This window comes from Streptomyces sp. NBC_00102 (assembly GCF_026343115.1).
Classification (GTDB): domain Bacteria; phylum Actinomycetota; class Actinomycetes; order Streptomycetales; family Streptomycetaceae; genus Streptomyces.
Window position 1 is genome coordinate 103162 of the sequence record NZ_JAPEMC010000001.1, and the last position, 22857, is coordinate 126018.

Genomic DNA, 22857 nt, shown 5'->3' on the forward strand with positions numbered 1-22857 from the left:
GTGCGCGGACAGCTCACCGCCCTTCGGGACCCTCGCCCTTCTGCCACTGGGCCCAGGGCACCCGGGCGATCTCGCGGATGCCGCCGAGCGTGCCCCACTCGTTCTTGCCGAGCCGGGTGAGCGGGCGCATCCGGGTGATCTCCGGGTGGCCGTCCACCAGGACCGCGTCGTCGACGGCCGCGTGCACCACCCGGCCGAAGACCACGGTGGAGTCACCCAGGCGCACGGTGCTGTGCAGCTCGCATTCGAGCGCGACCGGCGACGCCGCGACCCGCGGCGGCGCCACGCGGAGACTGGGCTCCGCCGCGACACCGACCTCCTCAAACTCGCTCTTGCCGCGGGGGAAATCGGTACTGGTCGCGTTGATCTGCTCGAAGAGGTGCTCGGGCGCGAGGTTCACCACGAACGAGCCCGTCTGCTCGATGTTCCGCAGCGAGTCCTTCCGGCCGACCGAGGTGAACTGGACGACCGGCGGCGTGACACAGGCGATGGTGAAGAAGGAGTGCGGTGCCAGGTTGGCGGTGCCGTCCGCGGCGACGGTGGAAACCCACGCGATCGGCCGGGGCACGACCACGGCGGTCATGAACCGGTAGAAGGCCGAGGACTGCATGGTCTGAGGATCGAAGTCGACGCGCATGATGATCAGTATCGCGCGCGGGCGGCGGACTCCGGCCAGGCATCCCGGCCTCGCCACATCGCTCATTCCGCGGAGGGTGTCCGGTGACGGCCGGCTCACGCGCCACCGGAGCCACACCTGCCCGCAGCACCCCTTCGGGACGACTTCCTCGGCCCCTCACGAGCGGGATACGCCCCGGGATCACGCTCCTGTGGCGCGCAGCCGGGAATCCAGGTACGGCACCACCGCCTCGGCGTGCGAGTACGCGAAGAAGTGGCCGGCGTCCAGCAGCCGGAGTTCGAACGAGCCCGCGGCGGTGTGCTGCCAGGCCGCCACGTCGGCGGGGGTGACCTCCGTGTCCCTGGTCCCGGCGAACGCGAACAGGGGGCAGCGCACCGCGTGGGTTCCCGGGCGGTAGGTGTCGAGCATGAGGAAGTCCGACTCCACCATCTTGAGCACCAGATTCAGCATTTCGGGGTTGTCGAAGACCTCTTGGGGGGTGCCGCCGAACCTCTTCAGGAGGTTCACCACGTCCCGGCGGCCGGACCCCGGAGGGAGCCAGGGAGGAAGATCCGCATGGCGCGGAGGCGCCGCGGTGCCTCCGACTGCGAGGCAGAGCGGCTCCGGGAGCGGTCCGCCCGCGAGCACGCCGCACACCTCGTACGCGAGCAGACCACCCATGCTGTGGCCGTACAACGCCCAGGGGATGGGCGGTAGTCCGCTCAACAGGTCCGCGATCTCGGACACGGCGTGCCCGAAGTCGCTGTGCGGAGGCCTGCTCATACGGCTCTCCCGCCCGGGCAGCCGTATGACGCAGACCTCCACGTCCCGCGGGAGAAGGCGCAGCCACGGCTGGTACGCGGCGGTGCCGCCGCCCGCGTGGGGGATGCAGACCAGCCTGTACCGGGGCCGCGCGCCCACGGCCGGGCGGTGCCACATCCGTGCGCGGGCCGCGGTGCCCGCGGTGCCCGCCGGCAGGATCATGCCCCTCCTTCCACGCGGCGCCGGGCGAGCCGGACGGGATCGGGCCACCGGACGTCCCAGGCCAGCCCCGCGCTCTCGCACCACCGGATGACGCGCGCCGCGATGTCGATCTGGCCGCGCAGCACTCCGTGACGCGCCGAGGTCGGTTCCGCGTGGTGCAGGTTGTGCCAGGCGTCGCCGAAGGTGAGCAGCGCCAGCCACCACACGTTCCCCGACTTGTCACGCGCGGCGAAGGGCCGGTCCCCCGCGACGTGGCAGATGGAGTTGATCGACCATTCGACGTGGTGGACCAGCCCGATGCGCACCAGGGAGCCCCAGAAGAACGCGGTCAGGGCTCCGGACCACGACCACGTCAGCAGGGCTCCCAGTAGCGGCGGCAGCAGCACGGACACGGACACCCAGCGCCAGTACCCGCGGGACACCCGGACGACGACCGGGTCCCGCAGCAGGTCGGGGGCGTAGGTCACGAAGGACGCGTGCTTCCCCAACAGCCAGCCCACATGGGCGTACGCCATGCCCTTGGCCAGGGCCGGCGCGGACGTGCCGAAGCGCCAGGGCGAATGCGGGTCGCCCGTTGCGTCGGCGTACTTGTGGTGCATCCGGTGGTCGGCCACCCATGCGATCGGCGGTCCCTGCAGGGCGAGGCTGCCGGCGACGGCAAGCCCGGTGTGAAGGGCCTTGTTGGCCTTGAACGCGCCGTGGGTGAAGTACCGGTGGAAGCCCATGCTGACGCCCAGCATCGTGACGCAGTACATCGCCACGGCGATCACCACGTCGGTCCAGCCGATGCCCCATCCCCACGCCACCGGTACGGCGGCGAGGATCGCTGCGAAGGGCAGGCCGATGATGGCGTAGAGGGTCACGCGGTCGCGCCGGCCCGGGCGACTCATCGGGTGGCTCCCGACGTGAGGACCAGCACGACATTGTGGCCGCCGAATCCGAAGGAGTTGGTCACGGCGGTGCGGATCCGCTGGGGGCGGGCCGTCCCTGTCACGCAGTCGAGGTCGAATTCGGCCGTGTCTTCCGTGAGGTTGGCGATCGGCGGCACGATGCCGCGTTCGATACTGAGCACGGTCAAGGCAGCCTCGATGGCCCCTGCCGCGCCGAGGGTGTGTCCGAGCACACCCTTGACAGCCGTGACACTGGGCGCGTGCGGCAGGACTCGGGCGATCATGGTGGCTTCCGCGGCGTCGCCCGAGGGCGTCGACGTGGCATGGGCGTTGACGTGGTCCACGTCTCCCGGTGCCAGTCCGGCGTCCTCCAGCGCGAGCCTCAGCGCGTCCTCGGAGCCCAGCCCGCCCGGATGGGGCGTCGTGGGGTGGTGGGCGTCCGTCGTCTCGCCGGAGCCCGCGAGCACGGCCCGGGTGCGGCCGCCGCGGGCTGCCGCGTCCTCGGCGCGTTCCAGGACGAGTACGGCGGCGCCCTCACCCATCACGAATCCGTCCCTGGCGGCGGCGAACGGCCGGGACGCCCCCGCCACGTCGTCGCGGCGCACGGACAGGGCACCCATCTGGTGGAAGGCGGTCACCGGGAGCGGGTCGATCGCCATCTCCACGCCCCCCGCCACCGCGATGTCACACAGACCGAGCTGCAACAGTCTGCGTGCCGTCGCCAGTGCCGTGGCGCCGGACGCGCAGGCGGTCACTGCGGCCATGCTGGGCCCGCGCGCGCCGAGCGCGAGGGCGACCTCGCCGGCCGGCATGTTGACCAGCGCCCGCGGCATCGAGGTCGGGGACACGCTCCCCGGTCCCTTCTCCCGCAGCCGGTGCGTCTGGTCCGCCCAGAGCGCGAGGTCCCCGACGCCACAGCCCATCACCACGGCCACGCGCCTCGAGTTCCAGGTCTCCGGGTCGTGGCCGGCATCGCCTATCGCATCGCGGGCGGCTGCGACCGCGACCTTGGCCACCCGGCTCATGCGCCAGGCGTCGCGCCTTCCGACGGCCCGGTTCCCGTCCACGCCCGCCGGAAGCCGGCAGGAGAAGTCCACCGGCAGTCCGGCGAGGGCCGGGTCGGGCGTAGCTGTCGGAAGGCCCTCGCACACCCGGTTCCAGGTCGCCTCGACGCCGTCCCCGGCCGGGGTGATCATCCCCAGGCCGGTCACCGCGATGGTCGGGGTCTTGGTCACTGGTTCTCCAGGTGCCCCGCAGGGTCCTGGCCTGCGGCAGCGCTCTCGATCTGCTGCGCGAACTCGGCCAGTGTGGTTTCGGCGGTCACTCCACCTTCGGTGACGGCGACGCCGAGTTGCTCGCTGAGCATCACCGTGAGCTCCGCGACGGCCAGGGAGTCGAGTTCGAGGGTGCCGATTTCCGCGTCGGGACGGACTTCCCCGGCGGGCACCTGGAAGGTCTCCGTCAGGGCGTTCTGGATCATGCCGTACACGTTCTCGTAGGTTGTCGTCATGCTCGTCTCCTTGGCGCGGTGGTCGTAGTGATGGGCCCGGCCGGTGCCGAAGGCCATGTGAAAGCGGCGGAGCCCCATGTCAGGCCACCGCCGAAGGCTGTGATGAGTACCCGATCGCCCTCCCGGAGCCTGCCGGCCTCCTGGGCGTCGGCGAGGGCGAGCGGTATGGACGCGGCCCCGGTATTGCCGACTTCGGCGAGATGGAGGACGCACCGCTCGTACGGGATCCTCAACCGTGCGGAGACGGCCTCAAGAATGCGGGCGTTGGCCTGGTGCGGAACGAAGTGGTCCACGTCGAGCCCGTCCCAGCCGAGCCGTTCGAGCAGGCCTCTGGCGGACTGCGTCATCCGCACGACGGCCTGCTTGTAGACGTCCGCCCCCTGCATCCGGAAGTGGTGGTCGCCGTGGCCGGGCGGGACGCCGGCCGCCCGGGAACGTGCGCCACCGTCCGGGACGGTGATCAGCCCGGCATTGCCACCGTCGCTTCCCAGGTGGCAGCCCAGCAGTTCGCCGGGCTCTCCCGGTTCGCCCGCCCGCAGCAGCACCGCTCCGGCACCGTCCCCGAAGAGGATCCCGGACGAACGGTCCGTCGGATCGAGGAGGTTGGAGTACACGTCGGCTCCCACCAGCAGGAGCCTGCGGGACATGCCGGAGGCGATCAGCCCGGCCCCGGTCGCCAGGCCGTACACGAATCCGCTGCACACGGCCGCGATGTCGAATGCCGCGACCGGCCCGAGCCCGAGGCGGGCGGCCACAGCGGGGGCGGTGGCAGGAATCGGATGGTCGGGGGTGGACGTGGCGAGCAGCAGGGTGTCGACCGTGCCAGCGCCCTCCAGCACCCGCGCGGCAGCCTTCAGCGCCACGTCCGACGTGGCCGTCCCCGGGGCGGCCCGGTGCCGGCTCGCGATCCCGGTGCGGGAACGGACCCAGTCGTCCGTCACCTCCCAGGAAGCGGGCAGGTCGTCGTTGGTGACGCGCTGGGGCGGTACCCATCCCGCCACGCGCTCCACGACGCAGGCCGGCGTCACGAGGCGGACCCCGTGTCGTCCAGGGCGGCGATCAGCTCGGCGAGGCCCTGCACCTGTGGGGCCCGCATCAGGGAGTAGTGGTCGCCGGCCAGCAAGTGCCGGACGACCTGGCCGTCCGTCATGTCCTGCCAGAGCCGTGCCGCGCGGTCGCGGTCGGCCCGGTCCTGGACGGCGGCCTGAACGAGGTGGGTCTCCCCCACCCGGGCTGCCCCGGCCGGTGAGAACGCCTCGGCCGCGCGGAGGTGGGCCACGTGGAGCCGGAACATCCCGCTCACGTGACGCACTCCGATGTCTGCGGGTACGCGTCCTTCGCCCGTCGCCCGGGTGATCATGGCGTGTACGGCCTCCTCGGCGGAACGTCCTTCGAGATCCGCGTCGGTGGGTTCCAGGTCGATGCCGAGGGCCCGGCCGGCCTCTTCCGCGAAGCCGCGGACCAGGTCGGCACCGGTCGCCGCGGGCTGCGCCGGGTAGCTGTCGACGAGGACGAGAGCCCGCGGCGCGCGGCCTCCGGCCGTCAGCCGCCGGGCCAGCTCGAAGGCGACCAGTCCTCCGAAGGACCAGCCGGCCAGCAGGAAGGGACCGTCCGGGCATGCCTCGAGCAGCCGCGTGCGGTACGTCTCGGCCAGCTCCGGGACGCTCTGGTGCGGCCCGGTCTCCTCGGAGGGGTCCTGGAACGCGTACACGGGCCGGTCCGCGCCGACGGCGAGGGCGAGATCCCGGTAGCCGAGCACCTGCCCTCCGCCGGGGTGGACGAGGAACAGCGGGAGACGGGGGCCCTTCGCGGACGACAGCATGACCAGAGGGTCCGGCCGGCCGCCCGCTGCGGAACGTTCGCGTACCATCGCGGCCAGCCGCTCGACACTGACCACTTCGTCCTTGAACAGCGCGCTCAGCGGAATACCGACCCCGAGGACGGCCTCCGCCTTCGCGATCAGCCGGACCGCGAGCAGGGAGTGTCCGCCGGCGTCGAAGAAGTCGTCCCGCACGCCCAGCCCGGTGCGGCCCAGCAGTTCCTCGCAGATGAGGAGCAGCGCCAGTTCGACCGAGTCCTTGGGCCCTGCCACGACCGCCGCCGTTCTGTCCACGCCACCGTCGGTGCCGGCCGCGACCGGCCGGGACGTGGGCAGCGCGGCGGTGTCCACCTTGCCGTTCCGGGTCAGCGGCAGGGTGTCCAGCCACTGCCATCGCGTCGGCACCATGTGCTCAGGCAACTGCCCCGCCGCATGACGGTGTACGGATTCGGCGGATGGTCGCGGGGCACCGGCCGGGACCAGGTAGGCGCAGAGTTCCGGCGCCTCGGGCGGGCCCGCCAGGGTCACCGCGGCGTCGGCCACCGATTCGTGCCGCCGCAGCACCGCCTCCACCTCGCCCGGCTCGATGCGGAACCCGCGCAGCTTGAGCTGCGCGTCGGAACGGCCGAGGTAGCGGAGTCCGCCCTCGGGGAGGTGGCAGACCAGGTCTCCGGTGCGGTAGAGCCGGCTGCCGGACCGGGTCGCGAAGGGGTCGGGCACGAACCGCTCCGCGGTGAGGTCCGGGGCGCCGAAGTACCCGCGGGACACCACGTCCCCTCCGATGTACAGCTCTCCCGGAGACGCCACGGGGACGGGTTCCATCTTCTCGTCCAGCACGTGGAGCCTGGCACCGGTGATCGGGCTTCCGATGGGGACGGACAGGGAGGGCTCGGCGCCCGGCACGGCCTCGTGCACGCAGCACCCCACGACCGTCTCGGTCGGTCCGTATTCGTTGACGACGCGACAGTCCTTCCAGTCCTCAAGGAGGTCGGCCGTCAGCGCCTCACCGCCGACCACGAGAGTCCGCCCGGCCACCGGGAACGGCATGTCTCTCCGCGCCTGGTTGAGGATGCGCAGGTGGGACGGGGTGAGCTTGATCAGAGTGGCTGCGGGGTCCTCCTCGATGACACGGGCGAGTTCCAGCGGATCCGTCTGCGCCTTCGCGAGGAGCCGTACGGAGCGCCCCGCGACCAGCGGGCTCAGCAGGCTGGTGACGGTGAGGTCGAAGGCGATGGAGGAGTGCACCACGGAGCCCCCGACCGAGCCGTCCAGGTAGTGCCCGGCACTCCAGGTCAGGTAGTTCGCAAGGGCTCCGTGCTGCACCATCACGCCCTTGGGCACACCGCTTGAGCCGGAGGTGTGCATGATGTACGCGAGCTGGTCGTCGCCGACCGCGTCCCCCGCCACGCGACCCGGCTCCGGCGCCCCGGCGAGAGCGTCGAGGTCGTCGAGCAGGAGGACAGTGCCGGCGAAATCGGGCCGGTCCAGCCGGTCGGTGGTCAGAAGCACCTCGCAGGAGGTGTGGGCGAGGAGACGCGCCGCGCGCTCCGTGGGGTGGCCCGGGTCGAGGGGAACGTAGGCGGCACCCGCGTTGAGCACGCCCAGCACGGCGACGGGCAGCGCGGCCAGGTGATCCAGTCGGATGCCCACGGGGGTCTCGGGTCCTACGCCGAGCTCCCGCAGGCCGGCCGCGAGCCGCCGTGCCATACCGTCGAGCCGGCCGTACGTCAGCGAGCGGTCGGCGGCGACGACCGCGGTCCGGTCCGGATCCGCAGCCGCGCGGGCGTGCACGGCACGGTGGACCGGAAGGCCGGTGCCGCCGCTCGCGGAACCGGCGGAGTCGTGGAACGTGTCGGTGAGGAAGTGGAGTTCCTCCGCACCGATGAGGCGGAGGGAATCGGCGGGCAGCGTGTCGTCGGCCAATGCCCCTGACAGCAGGGTGAAGAGCCGCTCCGCCAGCATCGTGACGTACCGCCCCGCAAGCCTGGCGCGGTCGTGGTGCCAGTCCAGGACGAGCTGCGCCGCAGGGCTGCCGCCGCCGGAATCCCGGACGACCAGCCGCAGGACATGCGGCTCCATGACCACGTCGGTCCACTCCACGGAGACCGCCGCGGTGGTGGGAACCCCGTCGTGGAACTCGAAGGCGTGGTCCCATGCGGCCGTTCTGCCGCCTGCGTCGGGTTCGTCCTCCAGGAGCGCCCGGTCCAGCCAGGCCTCCGTCTCCGTGACCAGTCGGCCGAACGGCGCGGCAAGCGTGGAGAAGGGGGCCTTCCCGGCCCACGCGGTGTAGGGGCCGACCGCTTCCCTGAGGTCCTCGTGCTGTTGCCTGCCGTCGATCAGGAAGGCGGCCTCGGAGCCCGCGGCTCCGGCGGTCCTGCCCAGCAGGACGCGGAACGCGGTGAAGAGAACGGCCTGCGGGGATACCGCGCGCCGGGTCGCGTACCGCTTCAGCAGGGCGGCGAGCCCGTCGTCCGTACGCACGCGTACGACCCCGTAACCGGTGGCGTGACCTCCGGCCGCCTCCGGCCATTCGGGGCGGCCGTGCCCTGCCGGAATGGCCGGTTCCGACGCCGACGCGGTGGACGGTTCGTCGAGTGTCCCTTCCCATTCCGCGAACTGGGCGTACTGCAGGGGTTCTTCGGCCGGGCCCTCGCCGCTCAGGATCCCGGCCAGTTCCTCGGCGAGGACCTCGAAACTCCTCCGGTCCGCGCGTACGGCGTGCGTGGTGAGCAGGATGCCGCAGCGATTCCCAGGGAGGTCGATCAGAACGCCGTGCACCGTGGGGGACTTGCCCAGGGCGGAGACCTGATGCCGGGCGTGCTCGGCGATCGCGGTCAGACGGTCCCGCCGGGTCGTCTCGTCCGTGGCGCGGAGATCGTAGTGGTCCCAGGCGACCTCGCACCGGTCCACGACCACCTGCAGAGGAGTCTTCGTGCCGGGCGGAACCGTGATTCCGGTACGCAGGATGTCGTGACGGGCCACGAGGGCGTCGACCGCCTCGGCTGCCTCCCGGCCGGTGAGCGGCCGGTCCACCGCCAGCATGGCCTGCGCGGTGGCCTCGAACCCGGCCCGCCCGAAGTGATGCACGATGCGCTGCCGCCTTGAGACGCCGTAGCCCTCGGCGGCTTCCGTCACGTCGGTCACGGCCGCACCTCCACTGCCGGGTAAGTGATCATTCCGCCCATGGCCACCAGCAGCCGACGTTCGCCCCGGAAGGGGTTTCGGCCGTGCGCCATCAGGAGGTTGTCGAGCATCATCACGTCGCCCGGCGCCCAGGGCAGGGTGAGTTCGGCCTCGTCGTAGACCCGCAGAATCTCCGCCATGTCCTCGTCCGGGATCACGGAACCGTCTCCGTAGAAGCAATTGCGGGGCAGGTCGCCCTCGTCGAAGACCGCGCTGACGGCCTGGCGCATCTCGGTGCCCAGGCAGTACGGGTGCCAGTGCTGTGCCTGGTTGAACCAGGTGGGCTGCCCGGTCGTCGGATGCGCGATCACTCCGGGGCGCACGCAGCTGGTGTGCAGCGTCTCGCCCCGCCAGGTGTAGGAGAGACCGGCGGCGCGGCACTGGTCCTCCACCGCGGATCTGTCGTCCGTGCGGAATACGTCACGCCAGTGCACGCCGAGGCCGGTCCCGTACGTGCGGGTGTACATCACGCCCTTGCGCTCGAAGGGTTCGCGGACCGCGTGGGGGACGCGTGCGTACACGGTGCGGCTGTCGGCGACCGGTGTCTCACCTCCCTCGTCCGCCGGCCTGACGCAGGCGAACCAGATCCGCGTCGGCCCGGACGGATTGAAGGTGTTCTCGTTGTGCCAGAGCAGCCGCTCCTCGGGCGGGTGGAAGACGGGCGTGTAGATCCTGCCGTTCCCGGAGACCCGCGGGTGCTCCCCGTTCTCGCTGTAGAGGTCTGTCACGAACACCGAGGCGAACCGCTCCAGGATCTTCGGGGCGTCGATGCCGAAGCCCCGGAAGCAGACGCCTCCGTACTCGTGCACGTCCGCGGTCAACTGATCCCGGTGGTGGTCGGCCCATTCGGCAGGCTCCACATCCGTGTGGGACGTGTACACGGCCAACCGGGTGGTCCCTGCCTCTCCGACGACCGTACGGCGAACCGGTTGCGGCCGGCCGACGGTCACCTTCCGCGGCATGAGCGACCTGATCCCACCGGGCTTGCGGGGTGTTTCATCAGACATGCTGGTTTCCCTTCGGGTCTCGGGCTGTTTCTGGCGCGCCGAGGACCGGATTGCGCATGGCGGGGGCCACCGCGGGCAGTTCGGCGGCGGTCCGGGTGCGTGAGGATCGAGAGAGTGGCAGGTCCGGCGACTCGGTCATCTCCACCAGCACCGCCTGCCACCGACGCAGCAGGGTGTCGATGGTGGCGCTGTCGTAGAGCACCGCCTTGTACCGGATGACGGCTTCGATTCCGCGTGGGGTGCCAGCCGCTTCGAAGAGCAGGTCGAACTCCACGAACCGGGTCTTGACCTCGTCGAACGTGATCTCCACGCCACCCGTGCGGGCCTGCTCCAAGTTGTCCGGCAGATACTGGAACATCACGGTGAACAGCGGGTGGTTGCCCCTTCCGCGGCCGGCGCCCACAGCCTCGACCACCTTGTCGAAAGGCACGTCCTGGTGGTTGTAGGCGGCCTGGCACACCGCGCTCACCCGTTCGACCGCCTCGGCCAGGGTCGGATCTCCACCGAGGTCGGTGCGCAGTACGAGCGTGTTGATGAACGGTCCCACGAGCCCCTGGAGACCGGCGCCGAGACGCTGGGCCGCCGGGGTGCCGACGACCACGTCGTCACCGGCACCCGACACCGCGAGCACCGCCTTCAGCGCCGTGACGAGCACCATGTGCGTCGTCGCGCCCCACCGGCCGGCCAGGGCGGCGATCCGCTCGCCGAGTTCCTCGCCGAGCCCGATCGTGGCCACACCGGCCTCAGCGCTCCAGTGTTCTTCCGGGCTGCGGTCGGGGGTCAGTGCCCGCCGGGCGGGTATGCCGTCCAGCCGGTCCTTCCAATGGGCCAGCTGGGCCTGTGCGGTGCCGCTCTCCAGCCACGTGTCGAGGCGGATCGCGGCGTCCGCGAATCCCGTCGTCAGCGCGGGCAGCGCCCCGGGGCGTCCTTCGGTCCTGGCTGCGTACAGCTCCATGAGTTCATGCAGAAGGATCCTCACGGACCAGAAGTCCGCGGCGATGTGATGGATCGTGAACAGCATGCGGAACCGTGCGGGAGCCACTCTCAGGACGCACACCCGCAGAACCGGGCCCTGTTCCAGGTCGAAGGGGCGGTAGGCCTGGTCCGCGGTCAGTCGCTCGGCCTCCTCCGCGCACTCCGTGTCGGTCAGACCGGTCAGGTCGATGACGGGTACGGGAACCTCCAGTTCTTCCCGTACGCGCAGCGCGGGCCCCTTGGCCGTCGCCGGGTAGTGAGAGCGGAGGACCTCGTGCCGAGCCACCAGCCTGCCGATGCTCCAGGTCAAGGCGTCGATGTCGAGAGGACCGGAGATGTGCGCGGCGCTGGAGACGGTGTAGAGAGGGGTACCGCTCCACAACTGCTCCAGAAACCAGAAGCGGCTTTGAGCCGAGGAGAGGAGAAACGTTCCATCTGCCCGCATCGTGGCGCGTGCCCCGCCTTCCGGCGTGGAAGGCGTCTGATCGTGCGGCGACGCGATGGCGCCGGTCCTCTGCTTCTCGATGTCCTCCGCGAGTGCCGCAATGGTGGGACGGCCGAAGAAGTCACCGATCGCCACGTCGGTCGCGTACCGGGAATTGACCTGCGACAGCATCTGGATCACCGTCAGCGAGTTGCCGCCGACGGCGAAGAACTCGTCGTGGACACTCCGGGGACCGGCAGCGAGCACCTCGCCCCAGATCCCGGCCAGTTCGGCTTCCAGCGGCGTACGCGGCGCCTCGGCCTCGCCCGTCAGCGGGATCTCCTCACCTGGAGTCTGGAGGAGCGCCGTCCGGTCCACCTTGCCGTTCGCGGTCACCGGAAGGGCCGGGAGGGCCAGGAACCGGTCGGGAATCATATGGGCCGGCAGGGCTGACCGCAGGCGCGGGTACCAGCCCTCGGGCACGGTCACCGGCTCACCGGGACTCCCCGGTTCGAGGACGACACCGGCGACCAGCCTCGGCTCGGCACCGGAGCGGTCGATCGCGACCGCCGCCGCCCGCACCCCGGGCAGACCGGCAACGACCGCCTCGACCTCCCCCGTCTCCACCCGGTTGCCGCGGATCTTCACCTGGCCGTCCTGGCGCCCGATGAACTCCACCACGGTCCGGTCGCCGTCCCACCGGAACCGCGCGAGATCTCCGGTGTCGAACATGCGGGCACCCGGGCGGTCGGCCCAGGGGTCCGGTACGTACCGCTCGGCGGTCAGCCCGGGTGCCGACAGGTATCCGCGGGCGACGCCGTCCCCCGCGACGTACAGGGTGCCGACCGCTCCGGGTGGCACCGGCCGGCGTTCGGAGTCGAGGATGTGGACCGCCACGTTGCCGAACGGGGCACCGATCACCGAGCCGGACCACTGTTTTCCGTCGCCGGGCAGGTGGCTCACGTACGTGCTGTCGATCGTGGCCTCGGTCAGTCCGTAGGAGTTCACGACCACGGCTCCGGCACCGGCGACCCGGGCGAGCCCGTCCAGTTCCGCCGAGGACACGGTGTCCGACCCGAGCACGATGCGGCGCATGAAGGAGAGGTCGCGCCCCTCGTCCTCCACGTGAGCCAGGAGTCTGCGTACGACCACCGGGACGAACTCGGCGCACTCGATCGACTCCCGCTCCAGCAGCTCGAGCAGCCTCTCCGGACGCAGCAGGGTCTCCTTCGGGCAGAGCACCAGCCTTCCGCCGGAGAGCAGGGCCCGGACGAGGTCGCCGGCGAAGACGTCGAACGTCACGTTGGCCATCTGCAGGTGGCTGCGGATCCCGTCGGCCCGCAGCCCGTAGGCCAAGTCCCAGCCGGCGTAGGCGTTGGCCAGCCCGCGGTGCGTGACCATCACGCCCTTGGGCCGTCCCGTGGAGCCGGAGGTGTAGAGGACGTAGCAGAGATTGTCCGGCAGGATGCCGACCGTCGGGTCGTGATCCTGACGCCCCTCCACCGCGGCGCGGTCGCGGACGAGGTCCACCAGGACGGTACCGGGCGGAGCGCCCTCCAGGAGGTCCGGGTCCCCGTCGGTGATCAGCACCGTGATCCCGGCGTCGGCCAGGATCCGGTGGCTGCGCTCGGGCGGGCCCGCCACGTCCACCGGCACGTACGCGCCGCCCGCCTTCAGCACGGCCAGCACGGCGGTGACCAGGCGCGCCGAGCGCTCCATCGCGAGACCGACCCTGACCTCGGGGCCCACGCCGCGGGAGATCAGGTGATGGGCGAGCCGGTTCGCGGCCCGGTTCAGCTCCCCGTAGCCGATCCGGGCGGCACCGTCCACCAGGGCCTCGGCCTGCGGGGTCTCGGCCGCCTGGCGCTCGAAGAGGGCCGCCACGGACAGGTCGGAACGGGGCAGCGCCACGCCGCGCCCCAGTCGGCTGAGGCTCTCCTCCTCGGCGGGGCCCACGAGGGGGATCGCGGAGAGCCGTACGGTCGGATCGTCCGTGAACGCGGCGAGCACACTGCGGTAGGCCGCCGCGAAACCCTGGACCGTGGCCTCGTCGTACAGCTCGGAGTTGTACTCGAAGGTGATGTGCAGACCCGTGTGGGAGGCGCGCACGTCGGCGAAGAGGTCGCACTTGACGTATCTGCGGTCCGGAACGACCACCGTCGCGGTGAGGTCCGGGAATTCGGGTGCGGCGAGTTCCTGGTCGAGGTTGAACAGCACGCGCAGAAGCTGTCCGCGGCCCGCACCGTTCTCACGCGCCAGTGACGAGGCCCGGAAGCGGACGTGGTCCTGGCCTTCGAGGAGGCTGCGCCGGGTGCCGTCGACGAAATCCGCGACGGTGCGGTCCGGCGAGGTGCCCGACCTGATGGGCAGCACGTTGGCGCAGTTCCCCACCACCCGCTCGCCACCCGGGTGGGTGCGCAGGGCCACGGGCACACCGACGACCAGGTCGTCCTGTCCGGTGATCCGGTGCAACAGCCCGGCGAAGGCGCCGAGCATCAGGGTGAACGGGGTGACGGAGCGCGCCGCGGACGCCTTGCGCAGGCGTGTGTGGGCGTCGCGGTCCAGGGTGAAGGACAGGCTTGCCCCTCGGTGGGTGGCCCTCGGGCCGCGGGGCCGGTCGGCGGGCAACTCGACCGCCGGGATGCCGTCGGCGAGCCTCCGGTGCCAGTACGCGTCGTCCCCCTCCCTCGAAGCGGTGTCCCCGGCCAGGGCGGCGACGTGGTCGCCGTAGGGAACCGCAGGAGGCAGGGACGGGGCAGCGCCGGTGAGCCGCGACCGGTACAGCTCGGCGAGGTCGTGCAGGAGGACGTTGAAGGACCAGCCGTCGACAACGGCGTGGTGGGCGCCCAGTACGAGCCTGTGCCGGGAAGGGCCCAGTCTCAACAGCGTCATCCGCACCAGGGGGCCCTGGAACAGTTCGAACGGGGTGGCCGCCGCGTCCGCCATCCACGCCTCGGCCCGTTCCGAGGCGGAACCTCCGTCGCCCTCGGTGAGGTCGGCGTGGTGAAGGGGAAAACGGTCCGCCGGCAGGATGCGCAGGCCACTGCCGTCCGGCAGGAGAACCGAGCGCAGACTCTCGTGACGGTCGATCATCGCGCTGAGCGCCTGGGACAGGGCGTCACGGTCCAGCTCCCCGGCGAAGTCCACCGCGATCATCTCGGTGTAGGCGAGCGAATATTCGGCACCGAGCTGATCGAGGAACCAGATCTCCCGCTGCACGTCCGACAGCTGACGGTCACCGGTGGCCGCCGGCAGCGCGCGGGGGGCGGCCACGGTTTCCGTGTCCGCGCCGTCGGCCACGCCCGGCAGGCTCGGCGGGCCCGTGAGGAATCCGGCCTTGGCCATCATCCCGAGCACGGCGTCCACCGCTGCCACGATCGCGTCGCAGTCCGCGTCGGTGTGGGCGGTGGAGAGGAAGCAGTTCCGGCCCTCCCACAGGTAGATGCCCTGCTCGCCGAGGAGCAGGTAGAAGAGTTCCACCAGCTCCGATCCGAGCGGCGCCTCGGTGGTGAAGTGGAACCGGAACAGCGAGCCGAAGGTCATCACCCTCATCGGCGCACCGTGGCGTGCGGCGGTCGCTTCCAGCCGGCTCGTCAGGGCCGCGGTACGGGTGTTGAGCCCGCTCTGCAGTGCGGGTCCCGCCGAGCGCATGCGCCTGAGGACGGCCAGGCCCGCGGCGAGTGAGAGGGGGTGCTTGCAGAAGGTCCCGCTGAAGAACGTCCTGGTGCCCTCCACGGGGGCCGGTTCATCGAACTGCCATGCGCCGCCGTCGACGGCGTCGATGTAGCGGCGGCGCCCGGCCACCACGCCGATGGGCAGGCCGCCCCCGACGACTTTGCCGTAGGTGGCGATGTCTCCCTGTACTCCGAGCAGGCCCTGCGCTCCCCCCGGGTGCATGCGGAAGCCCGTAATGACTTCGTCCACGATGAGCGGGACGTCTGCCTCCGTCAGCAGCTCCCTCAGTTCGCGCAGGAACTCCCGTGGGACCAGGTCCGGTTTGCGACTCTGCACCGGTTCGACGAGTACACCCGCCAGCTCGTGGGCGTGTTCGCGCAGCACGCGCAGGGCGGCGGGGCTGCCGTAGGGCAGGACCAGGGTGTCCCGGCCGATCCCCTCGGTGATGCCGGGGGCGAGCGGCGCAGCCTCGCCGAGCGGACCGGCTGTCGCGGACCGGACCAGGATGGGGTCCGAGGAGCCGTGGTAGGAGCCGGCGAACAGCGCGATCCTGCTGCGACCGGTGGCCGCCCTGGCCAGCCGGACGGCCGTCATCACGGCTTCGGACCCGGTGTTGCAGAACACCGCGCGCTCCGCTCCGGTCATCTCGCAGATCAGTTCGGCGAGCTCCACCGCGAGCGGTGACTGCGGCCCCAGCTGCATGCCTTCCGCGAGCTGTGCCTGGACCGCCTCGTTGACGAAGGATTCACCGTGGCCGAAGAAGTTGACCCCGAAACCCATGGTGAGGTCTATGTACTCGTTGCCGTCGGCGTCCCGGAGCCGCGATCCGGAGGAGCTGACCACGGTCAGCGGGTAGCGCGTCCCACGCAGGCTGTCGGGCACGTTGAGGACGTGGCGGATGTCGGCGTGGACGCCGCGTTCCCGTCGGGCGTGCTCCCTCGAACGTGCCGTGCGCCGCTCGTGGCGGGTGACAGCCTCCCGCAGGAAGTCCCGCTGTGTCGGCGTGAGGCGACTGGAGGTGGTCGGGCGGCCGGAGTGGAAGGCCACGTACGTGTCGTCGTTCCGTCCAGCCTGCGTGTCCGGGGGGTCGGCCGGTTCGGGCGCGGCCCGTTCGGCGGGGTCGGCCGCGGCCGGGCCGTCGCCACGGAGCAGGGCCATCGCCTGGGTCATCACGTTGTCGTGGACGGCGAGGAGCTGGGCCAGTGACCGTTCGGCCGGGCCTGCGCCGTCGGCCCCGGAGAAGACCCGGGGATCCGGAGGAAGCGGGGTGTGCGGGGCCGGGAGAACTGCCGGGTCGTCAGGCAGAGCTGCGGCGAGCGCCTGGGGCGGCGCGTGCTCCTCTACGTACGCCACGAGCTTCCGCACGGTGTCGAGGCTCTCGAAGAACCTGCTGACCGGGATGTCCACCTGGAACGTGGACCGGATCCGCTGCAGAGCGTGGATCAGCATGATGGAGTCCGCACCGAGCTCGACGAACGGACGGTCGGGCGTCAGTTCACCGGGTTCAAGGCCGAGCAGGTCGAGCAGCAGATCACGGACGACGGCCTCCGCCCCGGCCGGCCGGGCGGCAGGTGCGGCGGCGGGCGTGGGGGCGGGCTGTTCCGCGGTGGCGGTGGGATGCCAGTGGCGGTCACCCTCGAAGGGGTAGGTGGGGAGAGCGGTCTTCCGCACGTGCAGGCCCTTCTCGAACGAGGTCCAGTCGACTCGGACGCCCGCCACGTGGAGCCGGGCCAGTCCCGTCAGAATGTGTGTCTGATCGTCGGTGTCCCGATGCAGTGAGGAAGCGACGGTGGAGCCTGGCGATTCGGCGCGGACGAATCCCGTCAGGGTGCGGCCCGGACCGATCTCCAGGAAGGTGCGGCAGCCGGACCCGGTCAGCGTGCGCAGTGCGTCGGCGAATCTGACCGGCCGGCGTACGTGGCGTTCCCAGTACCTGGCATCCGGCAGCCGGGTCCCGGTGAACATCTCGCCGTCGAGATCGGAGACCAGAGGGATGACCGGTTCCCGGTACTCGATCCCGTTCGCCTCCCGGGCCAGTTCGGCAGTCACCGGCTCCATCAGCCGCGAGTGGAAGGCATGGCTCGTTCGCAGGGGCTTGGACAGGACACCGTGCCGTTCCAGCCGGTCCGCCAACGCTTGCAGTGCGGAGCGGTGCCCGGAGACGACCGTGTTGGTACGGCTGTTGACGGCAGCGATGTCCAGCGGTGCGTCGCCGATGGCGCGGAGCACATCGTCCTCACCGGCGATCACCGCGAGCATGCCCCCGCCCTCGGGCAGGCGCTGCATCAGCCGGCCGCGGGCGGCCGCCAGCCGGATGCCGTCCGCGGGCTCCATGACCCCGGCCACGCATGCCGCGACCAGTTCGCCCACGCTGTGACCGAGTAGCGCGCCGGGTTCGACACCCCACGACCGCCACAGGCAGGCGAGAGCGTACTCCACGGCGAACAGAGCCGGCTGGGTGTACTCGGTGCGGTCGAGCAACCGGGCCCCGTCCTCCTCGGCGAACAGCAGCTCCAGGAGCGGGCGGTCCAACAACGGGTCCGCGTGCGCCGCGCATTCCTCCAGCGCGTCTCTGAACACCGGTTCCGTCGAGTGGAGTCCGCGGCTCATCCCCGCGTACTGGGATCCCTGGCCGGTGAAGAGGAAGGCGACACCTCCCGCCGCGGGATCGCCGTTCCCGGTGACCACCCCGGGGTGGGTTCTGCCTGCCGAGAGGGCCTCGGCGCTCTCGCGCAGGGCGGGGACGTCATACGCGACGAGGGCCGCCCGCCAGGCATGGTGCTCCCGGCCGGTGTTCGCCGTGTGGCAGATGTCGGCGATTTCGCGGGTGCCGGACCGCCCCGAAAGGGCGTCCGCGTGGGACTGCGCGAGCCGGCGCAGGGCACTCGGCGTCCGGGCGCTGAGGGTCAGGATCTGCACCGGCCGGGACGGCGCCGCGCCCGCCGGGCGTTCGCCCGGGTCCGGCGACGGGTCGGAGAGGACGACGTGCGCGTTGGTTCCGCCGAATCCGAAGGAGCTCACGCCGACGACCCGGCGACGGTCGCCCGCAGGCCAGGGCACCGCTGCCGAGGGCACGGACATCCAGGCCGGGAGCTCAATTCTCGGGTTGAGCTGCCGCAGGTGCAGGTGCGGGGGCACGACACCGTGCCGCAGGACGAGCACGGCCTTGATCAGTCCGGCGATGCCGGCAGCGGACTCGGCGTGGCCGATGTTGGTCTTGACCGAGCCGACCAGGCACCGGCTGTCGTCCGTACGGCCTTCTCCGAGGACCGCGGACAGTGCCCTGAGCTCGATCGGATCGCCCAGCGGGGTCCCGGTGCCATGTGCTTCGACGTAGCCGATCTCGGACGGGTGGACGCCCCCGCGGGCCAGGGCGGTGGCGATGACGTCCTGCTGGGCGAGGCCGTTGGGGGCGGTCAGCCCGTTGCTGCGGCCGTCCTGGTTGACGGCTGTGCCGCGTACGACGGCGAGGACGCGGTCGCCGTCACGGCGCGCCGCCGCGAGCTGTTTGAGGACGACGACACCGCAGCCTTCGGCGCGGACGTATCCGTCGGCCGAGCTGTCGAACGTCTTGCACCGGCCGTCGGCGGCGAGCATGCCCGCCTGTGAGAAGATCTCGGTGGCCAAGCCGTCGAGGACGAGGTTCACCCCGCCGGCCAGGGCCAGTTCCGCCTCTCCGTCGCGCAGGGCCCGGCACGCCTGGTCCACTGCCACCAGGGAGGAGGAGCAGGCCGTGTCCACGGCGATGCTGGGGCCGCGCAGGTCCAGCGTGTAGGAGATCCGGTTGGCCGCGATGCTCAGCGCCTGGCCGGTACCCGAGTAGGTGTCCGCGGCGGCGGGCCCGGCCGGTACGAGGCGGCCGTAGTCCGAGTTGCTGATGCCGACGAACACTCCGGCGGAGGTGCCCTTCAGAGAACCGGGAGGGATTCCGGCGTCCTCCAACGCCTGCCAGGCCACCTCCAGCAGGATCCGCTGCTGCGGGTCCATACGCCGTGCCTCGTGGGGATTGATGCCGAAGAATTCGGCGTCGAACCTGTCGACGCCGGACAGGTGGCCCTGCCGGCCCAGCGGCACCAGCCCCGCGGGGGAGTCCGGCCTGGTATCGGTGACAGCGTCGGTTCCCAGGGAGAGCAGCCGCCAGAACGCGTCGGGGCCGTCGGCGCCGGGGAACCGGCAGCCGATACCGATGACGGCGATCCCCTCGGGCAGTTGTTCCTCGGGCGTGGGGCGCCCGGGCGATTCCTGCTGCCGGCGGGCGCCGACCGCTGGACGGGGTGGGGACGGTTCCGGAACGAGGTGGCGGCACAGGTCCTCGATGCTCGGGTACTCCCACAGGAGAGCCGAAGAGAGCTCCCGGCCGAGGTGGTCCTGGAGTTCTCCCAGGAGACCGACCGCTTCTCGTGAGGAGAGGCCCAGTTCGGCGAACCGGTCGTCCGGGTGGATGTCCGCCACCGGGAGGCCCGTCCGCCGTGCGATGCGGTCGGTCATCCAAGAGGCGAGCTCGGCGAAGGGTCCGGTACCGCTGTCTCGCAGGGGGCTCATCTGTCCGTCTCCAAAGATGGCTTGGCAGACCCTGGCTCCGGCACACTGCCGGGTGTCGAGGGGGGTGTTGGCTGAATCAGTTCCGGGCGTGCCACGCGCAGGGGCGTGAAGATCCCGACGAAGAAGATCACCAGACAGAACAGACCGCCCATCAGGCTGACCGAGGGCACGCCCAGTCGCGCCGCACCGACGGTGACCACGGCCGCGCCCACGGGGCCCGACGCGTTGTGCACGGTCCAGAAGGCCGCGGTCACCCTGCCGAGCAGGTGGTCGGGAGCGACCTGCTGGCGCAGCGTCATGGAGAGGACGCCGGCGAGGGTGATGCCGAACATGAAGACGGCGGACATCAGGGCGATGACCACGAGATTCCGGCTGTTCCCGATCAGCGCCACGGCAGAGCCGATCAGTAGCACCGAGGCCAGCCAGCAGGCCCCGAACCCTATGACACGCCGGAGCGCGCCGGCCAGGACCGCTGCCACGATGGAGCCGAGGCCGCTGACCGCGACGACGTAGCCGAGGACGTCGGCTCCCCTCTCCAGGTCCTTCTGCACCCTGTAGATGAGCAGGTCGGTGGCGCCGAGGGTGAGGAACGTCAGGGCGGTGAGCAGGAGGGTGAGGGCACGCATCGCTGGGTGGTTCCACAGAAATGTGAAACCGACGAGGAAATTCTCCCGAACCGGCCCCTTGGAGTCCTCCTCTCCGGCTTCGTTCCCGTCGCCCCTGCGGAGCTGCACGAACACGAGGGTCACGGCAGAGACGAGGAAGGTCGCGCCGTTGACGCCCAGCGCCCAGGAGGGCCCTACTCCGGCGGCCATGATGCCGGCGAGAACGGGGCCGAGAATTCCGACCATCGCATAAGTGCCTTGAAGTCGGCCATTCGCCGTGATGAGGTCGTCCGCGTCAACCAGATTGGGTACCACAGTCACATACGCGACATCAAAGATTGTCTTCAGAACCGATGTGACGGCGGTAACAGCGTAGAGGAGCCATATCTGTGGCTCGATCAGCCAGATCAGGGGAACCATACCGAGTGCCACGGCTCTGGCCACTTCGGAGAAGATCATGATCTTGCGCCGGTCCATCCGGTCCACGATGTGACCTGCGAAGGTTCCGGCACCGATACCGAAAGCCGCGGAAACCGCCGTGAGCGCACCCATTTGTGCGATGGAACCGGTCGCGTCCAAGATCAGGATCGGCAAGGCCAGCAGTGTCACCGATCCGCCGAGGAGGGATAACCCCTGACCGAGCCAAAATATATTGAATGCCCGATTTTTCCGTAACCGCCGAGGTAACCCAGAATCGCCCGCCGAGGCGTCCTCACCCGTACTTGACACATTCCACCTCAAGATTGAAAGCGGGAACCGAGGGAGAGACTAGGCAGGTCTCCTCGGCGAGAGCAAGACGATTTCGACAGTTTCGACAAGGTGAAAATGGAATGAGGCGTTCCAGCTTCACACGTCGCACTGAACGTTTCACAAGTTGCCACTTGACCCGGCGCGCTCAGATGAGTCAAGGTGAGGCACCAGTGCGCCACTTCGATCGACGATGCCCAATCCGTCGACCCCGCGCAGCTTCGCTCGGGCCACTTTCCGGCCCTCCTTTTCCCTCTGTTTACCAACACCCATTCAGGGGTTATTCCGATGTCACAGCCTGAATTAGTGGTAGCACTTCCTCCCGCGAAGGCGGACTGCCGATGAACGGCAATACCACCCTTGCCCACGTCATCACGGCTGAAGCCCCCGCGCCGCTGGCCGAGTACGTGGGGCGGGAGCGGGATGTTCTGCGAACGACCCTCCACGAACACGGAGCGGTTCTCCTCCGCGGTTTCACCGTCGGCGGTGCGCAGGGGCTGGACGCCGTCGTACGGCGTTTCGCCGACTCGGCGCCTCTCGACTACACCGAACGTTCCTCCCCGAGGAAAGCCATCCACGGGAACGTCTACACCTCGACGGAGTACCCCGCCGGCGAGGAAATCTTCTTGCACAACGAGAACTCCTACCAGGCCGTTTGGCCGCGGCTCCTGTTCTTCCACTGCGCGCAGCCACCCGACACCCGTGGTGCCACGCCCCTCGCGGACACCCGGCGCATCCACGACCTCATCCACCCCGACGTGCGCGCCGAGTTCGTCCGGCGTAAGTGGCTGGTCGTGCGCAACTACTCGGAGGCACTCGGGCTCCCCTGGCAGGAGGTCTTCGGAACGGACAGCCGGGAAGCCGTGGAGCAGCAGTGCGCCCTGAACGGCATCGACGTCGAATGGCTCGGTTCCAACAGGCTCCGTACGAAAGCCGTTCGGGACGCCGTGCACCGCCACCCTGTCACCGGGGACGCCGTCTGGTTCAACCATGCGACGGTTTTCCATGTCTCCACGCTCCCGGAAGTCGTACAGCGCGGACTGCTCGAGATGTGCGGTGAGGAAAACCTACCCAGCAATACCTATTACGGCGACGGAGCGCCGATCCCCGGTGAGGTGCTCGACCATTTACGGGATTGCTACCGGAGCGCGTCCACCCGTTTCGACTACCAAAAGGACGACGTCGTCCTCGTCGACAACATGCTCACCGCCCACGGCCGTGAGCCGTTCACCGGCCCGCGCGTCGTCGCCGTCGCCATGGCCGAGCCGTCCAGCCACCCGCGATAGGAGAGACGTCCCATGACCACCGACGCAATCAACGACCACACCCTGTACAAGGTGGTCGTGAACCACGAGGAGCAATTCTCCGTGTGGCCTCTCGGCAAGGAGAACGCCCCCGGCTGGTCCGACGTCGGCATCAGCGGGCCCAAGGCGGAGTGCCTCGCGCACATCGGGCAGGTCTGGACCGACATGCGGCCGCTCAGCCTGCGCCGTCGCATGGCCGAACAGGAATCGCGGCCCGGAGGCTCTGCCCTGTGAGGGCCTATTGCAGGGCTTATCCCCTGGGCCGGCTGCGCGCGTTCGAGGAATGGGCCGGTCACGCGGCCGAGGCTGCCTCCGGCCTGGACCCGGACGAGGTGGTTTTCCTCTGGGACGACCTCACCGTGGTGCGCAGTCCGGTCAGCGCCGAGGCGCAGGTGCTGTGGGACACGGTGAGCCCGCCGTGGGAAGCGTTCTGCACCGATTCCCTCGGCTTCACCGGCCAGCCGGCCCCCACCACGTCCCTTTGACCCCTGCGCGTTCCGGCTGCCGGGCTCTTCGCCGTACGCGGCCCTCCCTGAAGGCTGTCCCGCAACTCCTGGCGGGTGTGCGACGACGGCT

The 22857-nt window shown here is 70.5% G+C and carries 13 protein-coding genes; 3 read left to right on the forward strand and 10 right to left on the reverse strand.

Translation table 11 applies throughout. The features are described from left to right. Positions 1-13 precede the first annotated feature (13 nt). The 10 genes from OHA55_RS00500 to OHA55_RS00545 all read right to left on the reverse strand — a co-directional run bounded on the left by OHA55_RS00500 (position 14) and on the right by OHA55_RS00545 (position 20959). Positions 14-637: a flavin reductase family protein gene (locus OHA55_RS00500; RefSeq protein WP_266710371.1), complete on the reverse strand. Its 624-nt coding sequence runs from the start codon at positions 635-637 to the stop codon at positions 14-16. 180 nt (positions 638-817) lie between these two features. Further along, entirely contained in the window at positions 818-1600 is a 783-nt protein-coding gene (locus OHA55_RS00505) for a thioesterase II family protein (protein WP_266701668.1), read from the reverse strand. Then, positions 1597-2490 carry an acyl-CoA desaturase gene (locus OHA55_RS00510; protein ID WP_266701670.1) on the reverse strand — a complete coding sequence of 298 codons (894 nt, stop codon included), beginning with the start codon at positions 2488-2490 and terminating at the stop codon, positions 1597-1599. Before OHA55_RS00510 ends, OHA55_RS00505 begins: the two co-directional genes overlap by 4 nt. Beyond that, the gene (locus tag OHA55_RS00515) at positions 2487-3686 is read right to left on the reverse strand and encodes a beta-ketoacyl synthase (RefSeq protein ID WP_266710372.1); all 1200 of its coding nucleotides are present in this window, start codon (positions 3684-3686) and stop codon (positions 2487-2489) included. The genes OHA55_RS00510 and OHA55_RS00515 overlap by 4 nt, the downstream gene beginning before the upstream one ends. A 35-nt stretch (positions 3687-3721) precedes the next feature. Further along, positions 3722-4000 (reverse strand): acyl carrier protein, encoded by a 279-nt coding sequence (locus OHA55_RS00520; protein WP_266701672.1) that lies wholly within the window; start codon positions 3998-4000, stop codon positions 3722-3724. After that, positions 3997-5028 carry a beta-ketoacyl-ACP synthase III gene (locus tag OHA55_RS00525; RefSeq protein WP_266701674.1) on the reverse strand — a complete coding sequence of 344 codons (1032 nt, stop codon included), beginning with the start codon at positions 5026-5028 and terminating at the stop codon, positions 3997-3999. Before OHA55_RS00525 ends, OHA55_RS00520 begins: the two co-directional genes overlap by 4 nt. Continuing rightward, positions 5025-8963, reverse strand: coding sequence for an amino acid adenylation domain-containing protein (locus OHA55_RS00530; protein WP_266701676.1), 3939 nt, complete (start codon positions 8961-8963; stop codon positions 5025-5027). The genes OHA55_RS00525 and OHA55_RS00530 overlap by 4 nt, the downstream gene beginning before the upstream one ends. Further along, the gene (locus OHA55_RS00535; RefSeq protein WP_266701678.1) at positions 8960-9883 is read right to left on the reverse strand and encodes a TauD/TfdA family dioxygenase; all 924 of its coding nucleotides are present in this window, start codon (positions 9881-9883) and stop codon (positions 8960-8962) included. The genes OHA55_RS00530 and OHA55_RS00535 overlap by 4 nt, the downstream gene beginning before the upstream one ends. A 118-nt stretch (positions 9884-10001) precedes the next feature. Continuing rightward, positions 10002-19625, reverse strand: coding sequence for a non-ribosomal peptide synthetase/type I polyketide synthase (locus OHA55_RS00540; protein WP_266701680.1), 9624 nt, complete (start codon positions 19623-19625; stop codon positions 10002-10004). Further along, complete coding sequence (locus OHA55_RS00545; RefSeq protein ID WP_266701682.1) at positions 19622-20959, reverse strand: MFS transporter; 1338 nt, start codon at positions 20957-20959, stop codon at positions 19622-19624. The genes OHA55_RS00540 and OHA55_RS00545 overlap by 4 nt, the downstream gene beginning before the upstream one ends. 359 nt (positions 20960-21318) lie before the next feature. Between OHA55_RS00545 and OHA55_RS00550 the strand changes: the two genes are divergently transcribed. The 3 genes from OHA55_RS00550 to OHA55_RS00560 are packed head-to-tail and all read left to right on the forward strand — an operon-like array spanning position 21319 to position 22766. Continuing rightward, the gene (locus OHA55_RS00550; RefSeq protein ID WP_266701684.1) at positions 21319-22263 is read left to right on the forward strand and encodes a TauD/TfdA family dioxygenase; all 945 of its coding nucleotides are present in this window, start codon (positions 21319-21321) and stop codon (positions 22261-22263) included. A gap of 12 nt (positions 22264-22275) precedes the next feature. Beyond that, on the forward strand, positions 22276-22515 hold the full coding sequence (locus tag OHA55_RS00555) for an MbtH family NRPS accessory protein (RefSeq protein ID WP_266701686.1): 240 nt from the start codon (positions 22276-22278) through the stop codon (positions 22513-22515). Beyond that, on the forward strand, positions 22512-22766 hold the full coding sequence (locus OHA55_RS00560) for a hypothetical protein (RefSeq protein ID WP_266701688.1): 255 nt from the start codon (positions 22512-22514) through the stop codon (positions 22764-22766). The genes OHA55_RS00555 and OHA55_RS00560 overlap by 4 nt, the downstream gene beginning before the upstream one ends. Positions 22767-22857 lie beyond the last annotated feature (91 nt).